The 17977-nt window shown below is 50.4% G+C and carries 7 protein-coding genes; 2 read left to right on the top strand and 5 right to left on the bottom strand.

The genetic code is table 11. The features are described 5' to 3' along the window. Nucleotides 1-52 precede the first annotated feature (52 nt). On the top strand, nt 53-1825 hold the full coding sequence (locus BN8_RS29790; RefSeq protein WP_192579107.1) for a putative phage tail protein: 1773 nt from the start codon (nt 53-55) through the stop codon (nt 1823-1825). Here the strand turns inward: BN8_RS29790 and BN8_RS29785 are convergent. Genes BN8_RS29785 through BN8_RS29775 form a run of 3 tightly spaced genes read right to left on the bottom strand, consistent with a single transcriptional unit; the run spans nt 1822 to nt 13395 of the window. Beyond that, on the bottom strand, nt 1822-2583 hold the full coding sequence (locus BN8_RS29785) for a 4'-phosphopantetheinyl transferase family protein (protein WP_009285680.1): 762 nt from the start codon (nt 2581-2583) through the stop codon (nt 1822-1824). The genes BN8_RS29790 and BN8_RS29785 overlap by 4 nt on opposite strands. A 33-nt stretch (nt 2584-2616) precedes the next feature. Then, nucleotides 2617-6648 carry a non-ribosomal peptide synthetase gene (locus BN8_RS29780; RefSeq protein WP_009285679.1) on the bottom strand — a complete coding sequence of 1344 codons (4032 nt, stop codon included), beginning with the start codon at nt 6646-6648 and terminating at the stop codon, nt 2617-2619. Nucleotides 6649-6654: 6 nt separating this feature from the next. Then, complete coding sequence (locus BN8_RS29775; protein ID WP_009285678.1) at nt 6655-13395, bottom strand: type I polyketide synthase; 6741 nt, start codon at nt 13393-13395, stop codon at nt 6655-6657. 1146 nt (nt 13396-14541) lie between these two features. On the opposite strand from BN8_RS29775, the gene BN8_RS29770 reads away from it, so the two are divergent. Then, nucleotides 14542-14979, top strand: coding sequence for a hypothetical protein (locus BN8_RS29770; RefSeq protein ID WP_009285677.1), 438 nt, complete (start codon nt 14542-14544; stop codon nt 14977-14979). 253 nt (nt 14980-15232) lie between these two features. Here BN8_RS29770 and BN8_RS29765 read toward each other — a convergent pair whose 3' ends face one another. Beyond that, entirely contained in the window at nt 15233-16606 is a 1374-nt protein-coding gene (locus BN8_RS29765; protein ID WP_040007067.1) for a M28 family metallopeptidase, read from the bottom strand. 122 nt (nt 16607-16728) lie between these two features. Further along, nucleotides 16729-17937 carry a Pycsar system effector family protein gene (locus BN8_RS29760; RefSeq protein WP_009285675.1) on the bottom strand — a complete coding sequence of 403 codons (1209 nt, stop codon included), beginning with the start codon at nt 17935-17937 and terminating at the stop codon, nt 16729-16731. Nucleotides 17938-17977 lie beyond the last annotated feature (40 nt).

The following is a 17977-nucleotide window of genomic DNA, read 5'->3' as shown; positions in this document are numbered from 1 at the left end:
AACTCAACGAATCTAAACGAATTCCAGAACTTAAAAAATCATGTATTTAGCCATGGTAGCTCTATTACGCTATCTCTGTGTGTTTGTGATCTGGCTTGGTCTTCAGCATTGCCGTTCGCGGGACAATGATGCTGACCTCGTGTCGCCACAACCAAATCTGACAACGCTGGATACCATGACCATTGCTCAAGCACGGGCCCTGCACTCCGGGCAGTTGCCGGGTGGTATCTACATTACCGACACAGATAAAACAGGAATATTTTACCTGAACGAAGCGGATCGCACTTCGGCCGATAACCTCGGCACAATCCTCGTCACGGCCAACGGCAAACGCTACAAACGTAGCTACTCCGGGGCTGCCAGTGCCGCCTGGTTTGGCGTAACCTCTACCAGCGACGACAACGCCCCGGCCCTGCAAACGGCTATTAACAGCGTACCAGATTTGTTAGTTGGCCCCGGCGAATACCTGATCGCCAGCACCATTAATATCCCTTCTCATCGCCGGATAACCTTTGCCAAAAACGCGATCATTCAGGCCGGAGTTGTCTGGGAAGGAATGCTCCACGACGGTGGGCTACATTTTCTGATCAGTGGCCAGACCGATATTACCATCGATGGCCTGCGAATTGACAAGCCTCTGACTGCGTTTCACAGTGGTGAAATCTGGAACGCTTCGCTGATTGAAATCATCAATTCGACGCAGATACGGATTCAGAACAGTGAGTTTATTTCAACGCATCCGATGGAAGCTATCGTAGTAAGAGGAGCTAAATCGAAAAGTGTTGTGCTGGAAAACAATTATTGCGAAGGCGCGGGTATAACCTATTCGGAGAATGGGGCTTCCAACGTTACCGTTCGCAACTGCCGCATTATCAATACGGTGAACAATGGCTTGTCGGGCATCGGCAACGCTTCCGGCTCCCCGGCAACAGGCTGCATTGTAGAAAACAATGTGCTGGAAAACATCGGCCGGATGGGCATCGAAGACTGGCGTAATATTTCGGGTACCATCATCCGAAACAACAAGGTTTCGACAACGGGCGTTACGCTTGCGTTCAAAACGATTGGCTTCGGCATATCGGCAGTGGGCACAAAAACGCTCATAACCGGTAATACCGTCAACGATCCAAAAGATACCGGTATCGAAATAAACGGCTACGCCGGCAGCATCTGCGAACAGAACGTAGTCAATTTTGCCTCCTTTTCACTACGTAATGGAAAAGGCATAGTCGCCAATTTCGCCGACGATAAACCAATTTTCAATACGCGGGAGGCCTCTCTCATTACCAGGAATACCGTAACAAACGGTCTATATGGCATCTGGAGTTTTGGCTCCGCTTTTCTGGGTGTCAACATTACTCAGAATCAGATTATTAATCCGGTACTTAAGGGGATAGATGTCGACTGTTTGAATGCGACTTCCGGCACCGTCCAGGTAGCCAATAACAGTGTTCAGATATCGGTTCCGTCCGTCCGGAGTCAATATGGCCCACGCGTCGGCTATTATATACACGGATCAAGGTCAGGAGTTAAGGTTGAAGTATCTCAAAACAAAATTAATTATACCCCAACAGCCAGTAACGGCGACGTTTACGAGATTGGCTTCACAGCCGCGCTCGATAATGTATTGATTCAGAAGAATTCCGTTTGGGCGTCGGGTGTGCAGGCCAATGGGGCGCCCGTATTTGGATTTGCCTCAAACGGGGCCACTAATAAAGGCTTACGATTTATCGACAATACCGTCGACGAAGCGGTTGTGAGTCTGGAAACGTACTCAAATCCCTACCTTCAACCAGAAGTATCTAAATGGCAGACCTCCCGCTAATGAGCGGCCTGCAACGATCCCGGTCCAAGATGATAAAACGCAACCCTGGTTTGGTCGGATAACCCGGTCCAGGCCAGGGTTGCTTCGTAATCGGTCACCAGGTTGAAGCTCAACACAGACCAATTGTGAAGCGAGCTGCCAGCTTGTTTTTCAAGTGCGTGGTTGCCATCAAGCGACGGCAGGTTGGTCAGATCGTCGAGAAGACCCGTTCCAATGCCTTTTGCCAGGGCCTCTTTCCGCGTCCATAACCGGAAAAACACTCGTCGCGGATCGGCACTCTCCGTAACATAGCGTTGCTCTTCGGCAGAAAAGCTGTGGGCGAGTACCCCTTCGTAGCGAAACGACGGCCGGACCTGTTCAACATCTACACCGACCGCCACAGCCGCAAGGCTGACCAGTACCCAGTTACCGGCATGTGAAATATTAAACTGCACCTGATCATTATCCAGCAGGTGCGGCTTTCCACTAGTGTCTACCGCGAACTGAACCGAAGCCGGAGATTGGTCCGACAGTTTTCCGAGTAGGAACCGCGACACCACTTTACCCAGTACGTATCGCTGCCGGTCAGCCGGCTGATGAAAACGATTCGCACGCTGGCGTTCGGCCGACGACAGCACAGCTTCAAATTGAGGGATGTAAGGCGTAAATTCCTCTACTGATGCCCGAAACAAAAGCGGCTCATTGGCCCATTGCCACTGGTCCGCATCCAGCCACGACACATCGCCCAGTGACCCGCAACGTACGATGACTACTGACATACAATGGCTAAGCTACAACGATCTGCTCAGTCATCAGCATTTATTCAGCGCGTCCTGTAACGTACGGGCAAACCCCTTATCGTATGGGGGGAGTAACATCGTCAGGTGATTGCCCGATACATGATAAAGTTCAACACCTTTCATGGCAAACTTCTCCCAGCCGAGGTATTCGAATGCCTTTCCGAAATACGGGCCAATCTCCGCCTTGAAGAGGTGAATCTTACCTTCGTAGGGCTTCATGGTGTAATTCTTGTAAGCAGTTTCGTGCTTTTCATTGATTCTCCTTAGATTCTGCGCCAGGTGTTCCGACGGGACTTCTGCAATTGGCGACACGGGTTCTGACCAGGATTTTAACAACTGCTGGAAGTACTGCCATTGGTACGTAAACGTCTGCCAGGGTTGCCCAAGTAGTGATTTAAAAATCGACTTACTTTTAACCACCTGACGCATAAGCTTTTGCTTCAACGTCCGGCTTTCGAACAACTGGTAGGGGCTCGATTGCGCATCGGTATCCATCATACCAAGCAACTTCACCTCCTTACCCATCCGCTTTAGCTGCCTCGCCATTTCAACGGCAATGTATCCACCAAACGAGTAACCAACAATGGCATACGGCCCTGTTGGGTTCTGAGCCATGATTTCACTTACGTAGAAGGCCGCAATAGCTTCCATGCTATCCAGGGGCTCGTCACCGTCGTGCAAACCAAACGCCTGCAAACCAAACACCGGCTGCTCCGGGTCCATGTGCATAGCAAACGAATTGAAATTCAATACGTGCAACCCTCCGCCGTGGATAAGATACACCGGCATTTTGCTGCCTGTCGGCTTAATTGGTACCAGCGACTTCCAGGTGGTTGCCTTTTTGTCGCTTTCCAATATTGACGCCAGTTGTCGGATCGTAGGGTGTTCAAACAACGTCGATAGAGGCAGTCGTTTGCCCGTGACTTCTTCAAGCCTGGTCATCACGTGTACTGCGGTTAGCGAGTGGCCACCCAATTCAAAAAAGTCGTCGGTAACGCCAATGTCTTTGATACCGATTTCTTCGGTCCAGATGGTTGTAATTAGCTTTTCAAGCTCAGTAACCGCTGTTTTGGCAGGTTCTTCATCAGTATGCGCCTGGGCATTAGGCCGGGGAAGCGCCTTGCGGTCTATCTTCCCGTTGAGCGTCATGGGCAGAGCAGTCATCTGCACGTAATCGACGGGAATCATGAAGCTCGGCAGTTCAGCCCGCAACGCCTGTTTCCACTTTGCTACTTCCTGATTGAAAGCACTATCCGGCAGCAAATGCTGCATAATCGCGTACGCCGTCAAACGCTGGTCGTTGGGGCGATCTTCGCGGGCAATCACAACGGCCTCTTTTACGCCCGGCTGGGCCGTTATTATCCGTTCAATCTCACCCGCTTCGATGCGATAGCCCCGGATCTTGATCTGATAATCTGTGCGCCCCAGGCACTGAACTTCCCCTTCGTTTGTGATGAAGCCCAGATCGCCGGTACGGTATAAAGTCCCTTTGTACGAATCGATTGGACTGTTAATAAACTTTTCCGTCGTTAGTTCCGGCCGGTTCAGATACCCCTTTGCTACGCCGTGGCCGCCGATGTATAGTTCGCCAACAGTGCCCTGCGGTACAAGCTGCTGATCTTCGTTCAGAATAAAAATCTGGTAATTCTGTATCGGATGACCAATGGTAATAACCGGATCCGTTGCCTGCACTTGCTTTATTGTAGCATAAATTGTGGTTTCTGTTGGGCCATACAGATTCCAGAGCGAGTCGCATTTCTGAAGCAGTTTCTGAGCCAGGTCTTTCGACAGCGGCTCCCCGGCGCTAATAACCTTAACGGGCACGGTCTCCTCCCAGCCAGAAGCCAGCATCATCTTCCAGGTGGTTGGCGTGGCCTGCATGATTGTAACTCCGTACTGGTTGACGGCATGAAGTAACGCCCGGCCATCCTTAGTGATTTCGGTTCCCGTCAACACGACCGTTGCACCCGCCAGCAAAGGCACAAATAACTCGGGCACCGACATATCAAACGAAATGGTTGATACGGCCAACCAGCGATCATCTGACTGAACACCGGGTTCGGTAAGGATGCTTCTGAGCACGTTAATCAGGCCGAAATGCCGGATCAGTACTCCTTTTGGCTTTCCGGTCGAGCCCGATGTATAAATGATGTACGCCAGATCATCGCCCCCAACGGCTACCTTTGGTTCATCAGCCGGATAGGATGCTGATGCGTCAATGGCTGACTCAATCAACAATTCGGTTGCCTGACTTCTGATTGCTCCACGGTACTTCTTCGACGTAATGAAGTGCCGGGAGGCTGCATCAGAAAGCATGAACGTAATTCGATCGTGCGGATACTCCGGGTCAAGCGGCAAGTAAGCGGCACCTGACTTCAGGATAGCCAGCAACGTAATAAGCAGGTCAGACGACCGCTCTAACGCTACGCCAACAATATCACCAGGTTTCACCCCTTTCTGGATCAGGAAGTGCGCTACCCGGTTAGCGGTTTCGTTCAGTTCGCGGTAGCTGACGGCCTTCCCATTGAATACCAACGCCGGTTTGTCGGGATGAGTAATTGCTGTTTGCGCAATGAGCTGATGCAACGTCTCATCGCTACGAATATCGACCGTTTCAATTACCGGTTGACTGCTAACTGACCGGGCGGGCTGATGCGTACCCGTAGACAAAACAGTACTGAGCGGAGTTGACGGATTTGCTACAACGGCTTGCAGCAGGTGGTTAAACTCGGCCATCATACGGTCAATTGTCTCATTCCTGAACAATTGCGTATTGAACGACCATTCCAGCGTCAAGGCCCGTTTAGAATCCGTAGCGTTGACAAAAAGGTCAAACGTTTCGTATTCGCGCGGGTTACTGATCAACTGGTAATCAAGCCCGTAAAATTCTACGGCATCATCAAGGCCCAGGTCGATGTTAAACGTAACAGGTACCATGGGCACCCGGGAGGCATCGCGCGGCAATTTCAGCTTTCGAAGTAAACTGCCGAACGTCAGTTGCTGATGCTCATAGGCGTCGTAGAAGGCCTCCCGGCGTTGTTGCAGGTAATCATGGAAGCTAAGCGTCAGGTTTGGGCGGCTTCTCAGCGGCAGCAGGTTCACGCAGTGACCCACCAGCCCATAGTTGTCGGTAACCGCCTGCCCGGCCGTTGGTAAGCCAATGATGATGTCATCCTGCCCCGTTAGTCGGTGCAGCAGCACTTCAAAGGCAGCCATCAGCGTAACAACAAAGCTACAGCCAGCTTTCTGCCCTGTTTTTTTAAGGGAGGCTACCAGTTCATTATCCAGATCATAGTCCTGCCGACGGCCTTTGAAACTACGTAACGCCGGTCTTTCAAAATCGGTCGGTAGTTTCAGAACCGGTACGTTGCCTTTGTATTGATCGAGCCAGAATTTCTCAATCTCGGTGTATTCGTTGCTTTCCGTAAATCGGAGTTGCTCCTCAGCATACTGACTGAAGTCAGGTGCGTGATTCAGCACGGGCGTACGGTTCTGCGCAAACGCCGAATAGAGCGCGCTGATATCCTGCAAAATTACCCCGATCGACCAGCCGTCGCATACAATGTGATGGGCCGTCAACACGAGACAATGTTCGGTAGGTGCTAACCGAAAGAGACCAGCTTTGATGAGCGGCCCCTGCTTCAGGTTGAACAGGTGCAGTGCATCACCTTTTACGTAGTCGGCCAGTAGCCGCTCCTGCTCAGATGCCGACCGCTGGCTGAGGTCCTGATAATACAGCGGTACGGGTAGCTCGTTGTACACGCACACGTACCGGCCGTCGGCACTGAACCCGGAACGCAAGGCTTCGTGCCGCTGGATGAGCATCGAAAAAGCCTGTTCCATTGCCGACCGATCGAAAACACCCTTAAGCCGAAGCGTAATCGACTCATTGAAAGCCCGGTTGGCGTCGTCGCCACCGACAAGACAGGATGTCCAGATTTCAACCTGCGGTTGGGTGGATGGTGCTACCCGAACAATTTCAGGTCCTGCAAAAGGATCGAAATCAACAGCTACAAATTCTAAGGCGGTAGAGTTAGCAATCATTCCCAACTAGTTTAATTCAATCTGAAGATAGTGACCAGGTTGATCTGGATTTGGTACGAACCAGGCCGGATTCCCTTTTTTATCCATTCCCAGGCGGGCACCAAGCACCGGGGGCACCGAAAAGACATGATGCGAAGGCCGACGTTCAATAGGCTCCTCAGTGGGCGGTGTCGCCTTGAAGAAACCGGCTTCCACTAATTCGTCGACGCTCTCAATCATGGTTTGCCCAATCAGGCTAACTTCTTCGGGCGTGTGCGCTTCGGTCATGAAGCACGGGAAGCCGTCCAGTATGTGAATACCTTTCTGACGCATCAGCGTGAACAGCAGCTCGCTGTAGGGTATTTCTTCCGTAAATTTCAGCTTCCAGAGCGACCCGAACTGGGCGACGAACATGGGAAGCTGATACCGGGTGAAATGCGCGTTAAGCATACCCGCCAGAAAAGCGGCTTTATCGGTCAGTCCTTTTTGCAGGGCAGGGCCTTTGGCTTTCATGTACCGTAGCGATGCCTGTGCCGCGGCCAGCGCCAACGGGTGGCGGACAAACGTACCGGCAAAGTATGTAACGCCAACCTCGGGCACCGACGGGTCGCCAAACTGCCAATACCCGCCGTCCAGCGCGTCCATGAACTCTTTCTTACCCGATATGACGCCGATAGACAAGCCTCCCCCAACAACTTTTCCGTAGGAGGCCAGGTCAGCTTTGATACCGAACAGGGCCTGCGCTCCGCCAGGGTGCATTCTGAACCCGGAAATTACCTCGTCGAAGATCAGAGCAATACCACTTTCGGCCGTCACGGTCCTGACCTGCTTCAGGAAATCGATTGGTACAAATTCCGGTCGGCGGCTTTGTACGGGTTCTACCAGCACAGCAGCAATGTCGTCGGCCCGCTCTTTGATGATGGCCAGGCTCTCGGGCGTACCGTAGTCCAGAATCAGCATGTTCTGCACGGACTCGGGCATGATACCTGAAGCGGCCGGGAACGATTTCAACTGCCTGGTGCCGCGAACGATCACTTCGTCGACGATGCCGTGGTACGAGCCCGAAAAGGCAACGATCAGCGACCGACCCGTTACGGTACGGGCGATTCGCATGGCCCCCAGCACAGCCTCGGAGCCGGTATTGCAGAGTGCAGTGCGATCGAAGCCCGTAAACTCGCAAACGAGCTTACATACGTCGCCGGCCAGTTCGTGCTGCGGTCCAACCTCAAAGCCATTTTCAATCTGTTGATGAAGTGCTTCCCGGATGACATCGGCCTGGTAACCAAGCATATTGGAGCCAAAGCCATTCAGGGCGTCAATATATTCATTACCGTCAACGTCCCACAGGCGGCTGCCCTTCGACTTGTTGACAACAACCGGATATACGATTTCTTTGGTCAGCGGTTTGAAGCCCGATACAACCCGGGGGTCTGCCATGTGCGCCCGATGCTCCTGCGTGAACGCCTTGCTACCTGCGGTTTTCTGGGTGTACGTATCAATGAGCTCCTGTAGAAATGTTTGTTGTCGGGTGGTCAGTTCGGTAGCCTGCCGCTCGATCCGGGCCGTAGCGCCAAATGGCTTTTTCAGTTCGGCAACTTCTTCGGGGGTTAACCCGCTGCCATTTTTGACCGCAGTTATCTCCGGCTTTTTCGCCGATTGTACGACAGGAACTGGTGCCGGAACCGGAGCGGCTGGTACAGGAACTGGCATCGCCGGTTGCCCCCCCTGCAGGAGCGCCACCTGCCTGGCCAGAATCTGAAGTTGCTGAGCAATCAGCCCCAGTGCCGAATCGTTACCGTCAGGAAGCATAACAGGGGGCGCCGTGGGCATAACCGGCGCAGCAACGGGCGCATTAACCGCTACGGGGGCAAGAGCCGGCTGCACCGGCTGCGTGGTAGGCTGGGGTGCGTAGGCATCAGCCGGCAGTTGGCGATCCAGATAATCGGTCAGTAGGTGTAGGGTAGCATACTCGCCGTTAAGTTGCCGGAACGTAATCGGCAGCTTAAATTCCTTTTTGAGTGTGATCGCAATCTGGGTCAGCAGCAGTGAATCAAACCCAATTTCCAGAAAACTCATATCGGGCGTAACACCGTCGAGCTCAATGCCTGACGCGTTTTCCAGGATCTCCTTTACCTTCGTGATGAGTACATCTTTTCTCATGGGTTGCTGGGGTGGATAGGTATAGCTTGACTCAATTAATTTTGTTTCTTGTGTTTTGACTGAAATAATCGGCTCCGGTATCGGTGGCGAAGCAACGGGTAAGGGATCGACCCAGCAACGCTTTCGGTCAAACGCGTAGGTTGGCAACCTAAGTCTGTTCCGGTTCTGGTCGGCGTAAAACGCTTTCCAATCCGGCTCTATACCGTGAAGCCATAGCTGTCCAAGCGCTTTCAGGATCGACTGGTATTCACTCGTATAGGCCCGGCGCGGTTCGAGGCTGGTTAGTACGTAATCCTGCCGGGCACCTGCCTGCTGCCGGGCCAGCACGGTCGTGACATGACCAGGTCCCACTTCCAGCAGCACTGGTTTCCGCTGCATCAGGGTGTGAAGGGCATCCGAGAACCGAACCGTTACGCGCAGATGATTGGCCCAGTAGGCCGGGTCAGTAGCCTCTGCGCTGGTTAACCACGTACCCGTAACGGTCGATACAATCGGGGTTTGTGGCTGACTCAGTGGTATCTGCCTCACGATGTCGGCAAACTCGCTCACAATAGGCTCCATCATATCGGAATGGAACGCGTGGCTGGTTTGCAGCACCTGATTAGGAATTTCCAGTTTATCTAACTGCATCGCGAAGGTAGCTACGTCTTCATCCCGCCCTGCCACGACGCACAAAGAAGGACTGTTGATTGCCGCCATGCTCAAACTAGCTGGCATGATGGCCTTCACCTGTTCGGCTTCCTTCCGGACCGACAACATACTGCCCCGAGGTAACTGACTCACCAGCCGACCACGGGTTGCAATCAATCGGAGTGCATCGGCCAGCGTAAAAACACCCGCCAGATGAGCTGCGACGAACTCGCCAATGCTGTGCCCGCAGTAAATCGACGGCCGAACACCCCAACTTTCCCAAAGACGCGCCAAAGCGTATTCGGTCACAAACAGAGCCGGTTGCGTATAGCGCGTATTTTTCAGCCGTTCTTCAGCCGCGGGGTTGTTCTCTTTCGGAAATAGGACCTCACGTATGTCTGTCTCCAGATACGCTTCCAGCAACTTCGCGCACTCATCAACCGCCTGGCGATACGTCCGTTCGTTCAGGTAGAGTTCCCGGCCCATAGTAAGGTACTGCGACCCCTGCCCGGGAAACATAAATACGACCTCATCAGGCGTTTCTTCCAGACGCTTGGCCTGCATAACCGACGAATTATCAGCCAGCAACGCATCGATCAGTTCGCTGGAGGTAGCGGCTATCACAAACCGGCGGTATGTAAAGTCGGGGCGGGTGGTCTGGAGCGTGTAGGCAACGTCGGCCAGTTGATGTTGCATTTGCCCCCCTAGGTGGTCGGCCAGTACGTAGGCATACGCGTCCTGGCTCGCTGCGGACCGGGCCGACCAGGTTATCAATTCAAAAGGCCGTCCAGGACCTGATTCAGGGATCGTGCTCGCGGCTTCTTCCAGCACGACATGCACGTTTGTACCACCAACGCCGAACGAACTAACCCCCGCCCGACGTACCGAGGTGGACTCCCATTCGGTTAGTTTGGTATTGACATAGAATGGACTATCGGCGAAATCAATAGCCGGATTAGGCTTGTCGTACCCCAATGAAGGTGGAATTTGCCGGTAATACAGCGCAAGGGTAGCTTTAATAAAACCCGCCACACCCGCTGCCTGCGTGAGGTGGCCAATGTTGCTCTTAATCGAACCCAGAGCGCAGTATTGTGATTCGGTCTGGGGACCAAAAGCCAGTTTCAGTCCCTCTATTTCAATCGGATCACCCAGAGGGGTAGCTGTTCCGTGCGCTTCGACGTACTGAACCGAAGCAGGAGCGACGGCTGCGTCTTCCATTGCGTTTCGGATCGCGCCAGCCTGCCCTTCGGCATTGGGGGCCAGAAAGCTTCCTTTACCTCCTCCATCGTTGTTAACCCCTACCCCCTTGATAATGGCAAAGATACGATCACCATCGCGCCGGGCGGCTTCGGCACTTTTCAGTAACACTACCCCGGCACCGTCGCTGAAGACTGTACCAGTCCCTGCCGCATCGAACGAACGGGTATGGCCGTCGCGGCTCATCATAGCGCCTTCCTGGTATAAATGGCCGCTGTTTACGGGTGACGTAACACTTGCTCCTCCAGCCAGAGCCAGATCGCAATGGCCAAGGCGAATGCTGTCGACAGCCTGCGTGATGGCCAGCAGCGAGGTAGAGCAGGCCGAATACACACTAACGGCCGGTCCCGTCAGGTTTAGTTGGTAGGCCGTACGAGAGGCAATGTAATCCTTCTCATTCAGCGACATCACCTGAAAATCACCCAGCCGACCAACAAGCTCCCGGTTTGGCAGGACATTATGGATGTAGTACGTGTTATTACCACACCCGGCATAGACGCCCACTTTTCCATCGTACTGACCGGGCAGGTAGCCCGTTTGTTCGAGCACCTCCCAAGCGATCTCCAGAAAAATGCGCTGCTGCGGGTCCATTAATTCGGCTACCCGGGGCGGTATGCCAAAGAAAGCCGCATCGAACTGATCGGCCTGATCGAGAACACCCCGGGCACCCACGTAGGCAGGATCGTTGCGCAGCGAGGCCGGAACCGATCGATCAATGTCTGACTCTCCGAAAAAGCGGACGGTCTCTTTTCCCTGACTAAGCACTGCCCACAACTCGTCGATGGTGTTGGCTCCCGGGAATCGTCCGGCCATGCCAATTACGGCAACATCCCGATTTACCTGGCGGGTACTTGGCCGGGCTGATTTCTTCGACTTTTTGCTTCCTTTTGCCTGATCAAGAAACGCGCCCAACGCTTTTATTGTAGGATATTGAAATAGTTTGGTAGCCGAAATATCAACGCGGCACTCCTGCTTAATCAGCGCTACACATTGCACGCTCAACAGTGAAGTACCTCCCAGCTCGAAAAAATTATCGGTCAGACCGACTTTATCGAAGCCCAACACCGAAGCCCATATGATGGCAATTTTTTTCTCGGTAGCAGTAACCGGCGCCAGGTAAGGCGTATTGAGCGCCGACCGTTTCGATTCGGGTTTTGGCAACAGTTGCCGATTCACTTTTCCGTTGACGGACAGGGGCAGGCTATCAAGCTTTGTCCACAACGCCGGAACCATATAAGCCGGTAGCCGACTGCTTAAAAACTTAACCAGATCGCTCCGTTCCAGATCGGCCGTGCGACCCACGTAGTAGGCAGCCAGCCGTTTTTCCAGCATCTCGTTGTCGACTACGCTTACGGCGCACTGAACTATATCGGGATGCTGAAGCAGTACGTTTTCTATCTCACCCAGTTCAATTCGGTACCCCTGAATTTTTACCTGTTCATCGATCCGACCGAGGTACTCGATGTTGCCGTCAGGATGCCGGCGTCCTGCATCACCTGATTTATACATTCTGGCACCCGGCTGACCTGAAAACGGATCGGGTAGGAACCGCTCGCGCGTCAAGTCGTCGCGATTCAGGTACCCCCGGGCTACCTGCACACCACCGATATAAATTTCACCCCGTTCGCCGACGGCAACCAGTTGTTGGTTTTCGTCCAAAATGTAAATAGATACATTGGGCATCGGCTTGCCAATCAACAGACCATTCTGGAAAACCGGTACGTTGGCCGACGCGGCAAATGTGTACGTAATACAGCCAACAGCTGCTTCGGTTGGACCGTATTCATTAATTATTTCAACCTCCGCCCCACTGTCGGCCAGGAACTGATAATGCCGCGGGTAAAGCGCTTCTCCACCCACCACAATTTTGCGAGCCGCAAATTTCGCCTGCTCATCTTTAGCTTTGTCGAGCAGAAACAACTGGGCGGGAGTAAGTTTAAGAAAATCGTACGAAGCGCCATTCACAAACGCTTCATTATCAAAGGCATCGAGCGCTTTGGCTCGATTGATTACCATTGTTTTACCTGTGGCCAGGGGCACAAATAAAGCCGTCAGTGACGCGTCAAAAGACAACGTCAGGTGCGCATACGTACTATGAATAGCCTCATTGGACGTATACGCCTGAATGCTATTCTGAATGTAGCTGGCTATGGATCGATGTTCGACCAATACACCTTTTGGTTTACCTGTCGAACCAGATGTATAAATAACATATGCCAGATCAGCGGGTCCAACCTCTACGTCTGGTGTTGATGGAGCCTTGCTGTAAAAATCTGTTTGCTGGTAATCTATATTTATAACTGAAACCGAAGAAAACTCGCGGCTGTATGGGTGTAATGCCGGGTAATAAGTCGAATTTGTTAACAGAATTTTTGTAGCAGTATCCTGTATAATAAATGAGATTCGCTCGGCAGGATGTGATGGATCAATAGGAACAAACGCACAGCCAGCTTTTAGAATAGCCAGGACTGCCGTTACCATTTCGACCGATTGATTAAGACAGACCCCAACGATATCTTCTTTCTTTACTCCTCTTTCCAGTAAAGAACCAGCCAGTTGGGATGCCCGTTGATTCAATTCACGAAATGAAATACGCTGTTGATCATCGAGCACCGCAATTGCATCAGGCGCTGACGACACTTGCAGATTAAATAACTGGTGTACAAGTAAACTCATGGATGTTTGCCCGCCGAGCGTATCGTTCTGTATAAAATCAATCATTTACTTCTATATCGTTTGTATGCCTGCTTTATCGAGAAACATCTCTGTTTCTTTAGACGAAATAAGGTGTCAGGCGTTATCTTATTTTATCATTTAATTTCTTAAAGCCTTATTCTTCCTGGAGAGTATAGGATTAATTTAGAAACTTTAGTTACCTTATATGACATTTTTATAAACAATCTATAACAACTATTTGCGAGCCTCACCTAAAAGATCCCCTTCTTACTTATCTCTCAGCTATAATTGTATATGATTCTTTTATGCGTATAAGATTTCGATTATTAAGTTCAAATCTTTCCTTATCTCACGACTACCTAATTGCTACTAATCAACAAATAAATTACAGTTGCAATCAAGTTCTTTTCAATAACCTGCTCTGCAAGACAGTGTGATTAGTCAATCTCCGGCTAAATTGTCAGCCTCTGTAAGTTCATGTACTCCCTGCGGTAACATGTCAATATTTACAATTTTTTTCTTACGACTGAAATTAATAGAGCATACAGAAATAAAAATCAGGCGGTTAACTGACAAGCTTTAAGGTTATAATGATTTTAGAATCTAACTTATTAGTTTTTAGTTTTATTAAAACCGGTAATATATCTTTAAGTTTTATCAATATTTTTTATAATTTTTCTTTTATGTTAGTAATACAAGCCATATTAAAAACCAATTAAAAAATATTTAATTGAGTTATAATAATTATACTACTAATTAGAAATATCATAATTTTTGATCTTTTATAAAAATTAATTGTTAACTATTTAGTAGTGACATTTATTAGAAATTATCTAACACTTGTGACTAATACTTTACACTTATAAAGCAAAATTAAACTTCATCCACATCTAAAATTTCGAACTTGCTGCATAGTAAGGGGTCGACTGTCTCTCTTTCATACGGATTTAATAACTACTCTGTTTCTAAATTAGAGCTAAAGAATATAGGCTACCATCTAATTAATTTTATTTGTCAGCAGTTTCTTTATATACTTTTTTATTCAAGCATTAACTAGACTATACTGTAAAAAAAATAAGTTGGCTGTTACCTCTGTTCATTCTCTTAGTCTAAAGTTCAGAATCGGAAAAAGATTAACACAATTTCAGAAGTTCCAGATTTTGTTCATCGTAACGTAACTAATTTAGTATTATGGGAGCAACTCCATTTCCGCGTATTACAGTTGCTGGTGTTTCGGTACCATCTGACTTAGACGTCAATGGGTTCAAAGCTGGCTTCAACAAGCAACGTGATGACAGTTTCCGTACTGACCGCATTGAATCAGTTCGTGCGTTGGTCCGTGAATATTTAGTACCAATAAAAACTATTCAACTCAATACGAATAGTTTTCGACTCAAAACCTGGATTGAAGATGCGTTGGGCTATAAACTATCCCAGGGCGAGGTAATTGTCGCGATGATTGGCGAGGGATTCGTGTATGAGCGGGATGGCGTGAATTGTTACTTTAATGTCTCGCAGAAGTCTATAAAACAACTGCGGACCTGCCGCCGTCGCTTTGTATTTGAACAACCTAAAGTGCCAATGGTTGATACTGTTTATTACCGGCCGGGCAATCACCGCTACTTATAATTTGCATTTATTCGTTACAAACAATTCTTAAAAAGCTAAAAATAGAACGCTACATACTAATCTGACATTATTTATCTATCGTATTAGACGTTTATACTAGTCATCTTATTACTTTATACGTATCAATAAAATAAAGCGCCACTGCCTTATCTTTTACGATAAAAGCAGTGGCGCTTCAATTTTGAAAAATCCATTCTCTTTGCTTGTTTACGGCGAAGGTTTTCGCAATAAACCACTTACCACTAATTCAAGCTCACCGAAGATTCGGCACCGGTAAAACCGGCAAACTTTCGTTACCATCCTCACTTACTGACTGAACGGCGAAGTAGTAATTATCTTTTGAGTATGGAAGAGTCATACCCAGTTTGGTTGTAAAGAATTTTTTCTGCCAGAAGGGCCAGTGTGTTTCCCGCATAAGTACGTAATAGCCACGTATCTTACGGCCTGTTGATGTTTTAGGAGCCTGCCAGTACAGCGCCGTTGAATTGGTTAGATTCCGTACGTCGATGGTAACTTTCTCAGGTACTGACGGCGATTTGGCCAGATTCGCCAGACAGGCCAGGTTAAGCGCCGTGTTTTTCCGCAGGTATTCAAAATCCATGAATTTGGCGTAGTCGCCGTATTCCGTTCCATTTTCAACCCTCAGATCCTGGTGCTGATGATCATAATTCTCGTTCATTTCGGTGAAACGAACGGCCGCCATGCCCCGCTGAACGAACGGCGTGTGATCGCCCCCACGCAAATACCGGTCATTTCGGTAAATCATGACCACTTCCAGGTTTTCGACGTAGCGTTCGCCAACTTCCTTCACATAGCGAGCCAGCGTGCGGGCTTTCCCGTCGTTTTCGTTGCCAAACTGCCGGATTTGACCAATGCGCCCGGTGCTGTCTCTCAACAAACTGGCGGGTAGCCCCTCGCTGAAAACCCGCAGCCGGGTATTATCAATGATCCGGGTTTCGTTACTATTGTTCGAACCCATGATGTCGTTATTCAGAACGGCGTCAACGTTCCATTTTTCCTTAATGGCGCGTTCGGCCAGGTGCTCGGCACCCAGCAGACCCTGCTCCTCACCCGTTAGGGTGACAAAAATGATTGTAGCCGGAAACTGCGATTTACTCATTACGCGACAAAGCTCAATTACAGCCGCCGTTCCTGAACCGTCGTCGTTAGCGCCGGGCGCATCCGATTCGCGGTTCATAACATTCGTTACGCGGCTATCCATATGGCCCTGAACGATGAAAATCCGGTCGTCGTTGGGATCGGTTCCTTTGAGCGTCGCCATCACATTGCCCATGTCGGCGGGCTTGTCAATACGTCGACCGTCGGGCTGGAGCGTCCACGTATCGAGCGTGGCCGTCAGTCGCCCACCCGACTGCTTTGCGTATTGCTGAAACTTACCCAAAATCCACTGCCGGGCCGCGCCGATGCCTTTTTTCTTGTCAGACGTCGTACTGAGCGTGTGACGGGTACCGAAACTGACCAGTCCGTTGATGTGGGCCCGCAGGCTATCGGCCGATACTTGAGTAACCAGTTCAGCGATTTGCGGATCTCGCTCAATATTTACCGTCTGGCCGAATGAATACGTAGTAAAAAGAACAGAAAAGAGAAGAATAATCGGTTTTTTCATGCTGCACATTGGTTAGGCAGGGCGAAACTACGAAAAAAGCACAAGCCGGGGCTTGTGCTTTTTTTGATACCAAAAAGGAAATAGTGTTCTGAAATCCAAAGCTACTCAGCGTGAACAGTTCACTACCGACTCAGATAAGCCGCCCCCCCAAATGCCAGCACTGACAGTACAAAACCGACCATGAACACTGTGTATGACCAGCGCAGCAGCTTATACTTTCGGCCCAGTACTTTCCCAAGGTAATAAATGTCGCGGGTCATGCTGGAGTAGAGAAAATCGGCATCGTTCATCATGTGCCGCATACCCCACTCATAATCGTCCAGCTCCATGCGGTGAAAATTGCCGAAAAACAGCAGGTTAGCCGTTTTATTCTCGATGTCGGCCCGGCTAAACCGCCCCGTCGTTACGTTCGGGCGGGTGGCCAATACGGCCAATACCGTTGCCAGCACGCAGGTGATGGTCAGCATTGCAGTCGGGAGCGTCAGCATGGGCCACTCTTCAAGCTTACGCAGCAGAATACTCAGCACCAACGACACGACAATCGTATTGATGGAGATCATGATGTTTGCCTTGGTATCGGCCATGGCACTGAGCTGGAAGTGGTTCTGCGACGTCAGCCGAAACATGGTTTCAACGCCCCGTTCCGGCCGACGATTTTTGTCTTTATCCGGCTTAGGCTCCTTGTCAGCCCGCTCGTCGGGCCAGCTTATTTCATCCTTTTCATCGTCTTTCTGCTCGGCAATCTGGCGTTGTAGCTTAACCAGATTAGCCGCCTTGCGTGGCTCAAATGCCTGACGGGCATAGGCCGTAAAATACTGATGATGTTCGATCAGCTCGGCGGTTTTTTTAAGCCATTTCTTTTTGCCGATTTTAACGCCGGTCCGTTTCAACTCCTGTCGTAACATTTCGCTCCGTTCCGCAAAATCACTGGCGGCCAGATGCCCCATGTCGGCGTCGCAGAGAATTTCTGCCAACCGATTTCCCCGTGGATTCTGGGGCATACGGGTAGCCTCAATGCAGCGGACTACCTGCTCGATGCGGTCGGTCGGCAGGCCGTGTTCAATCAGGAATGGACGCGCCATATCAACCCCGATAGCTTCGTGATTATCGCAGCTCATCCGGTACCCTACGTCGTGAAGCCAGGCCGCAATCAATACCGTTTCGCGGTCGGTATCCAGCAGTCCCTCATGAACGGCAATCTCATCGGCAAACTCCACCACTGCCTGCGTGTGCGACAGGTTGTGATAGGTGTAATCCGGAGAAATCTGCCCCAAAACCGACTCAGCATACGCTCGCGTCTGGGCCAGCAACGATGTTTCTTCCGCTATCATGCTGATTGTTTCGCTATACTTGTCTGAAAGTTATTACTTA

Source organism: Fibrisoma limi BUZ 3, from assembly GCF_000296815.2.
Taxonomy (GTDB): domain Bacteria; phylum Bacteroidota; class Bacteroidia; order Cytophagales; family Spirosomataceae; genus Fibrisoma; species Fibrisoma limi.
The sequence above is the reverse complement of the archived record's forward strand: the minus strand, read 5'-3'. Positions and strand labels throughout refer to the sequence as shown.

Bases quoted from the DNA above. Each gene is read 5' to 3' on its own strand.
- BN8_RS29790 (WP_192579107.1), top strand. From the start codon at position 53: ATGGTAGCTCTATTACGCTATCTCTGTGTGTTTGTGATCTGGCTTGGT.
- BN8_RS29785 (WP_009285680.1), bottom strand. From the start codon at position 2,583: ATGTCAGTAGTCATCGTACGTTGCGGGTCACTGGGCGATGTGTCGTGG.
- BN8_RS29780 (WP_009285679.1), bottom strand. From the start codon at position 6,648: ATGATTGCTAACTCTACCGCCTTAGAATTTGTAGCTGTTGATTTCGAT.
- BN8_RS29775 (WP_009285678.1), bottom strand. From the start codon at position 13,395: ATGATTGATTTTATACAGAACGATACGCTCGGCGGGCAAACATCCATG.
- BN8_RS29770 (WP_009285677.1), top strand. From the start codon at position 14,542: ATGGGAGCAACTCCATTTCCGCGTATTACAGTTGCTGGTGTTTCGGTA.
- BN8_RS29765 (WP_040007067.1), bottom strand. From the start codon at position 16,606: ATGAAAAAACCGATTATTCTTCTCTTTTCTGTTCTTTTTACTACGTAT.
- BN8_RS29760 (WP_009285675.1), bottom strand. From the start codon at position 17,937: ATGATAGCGGAAGAAACATCGTTGCTGGCCCAGACGCGAGCGTATGCT.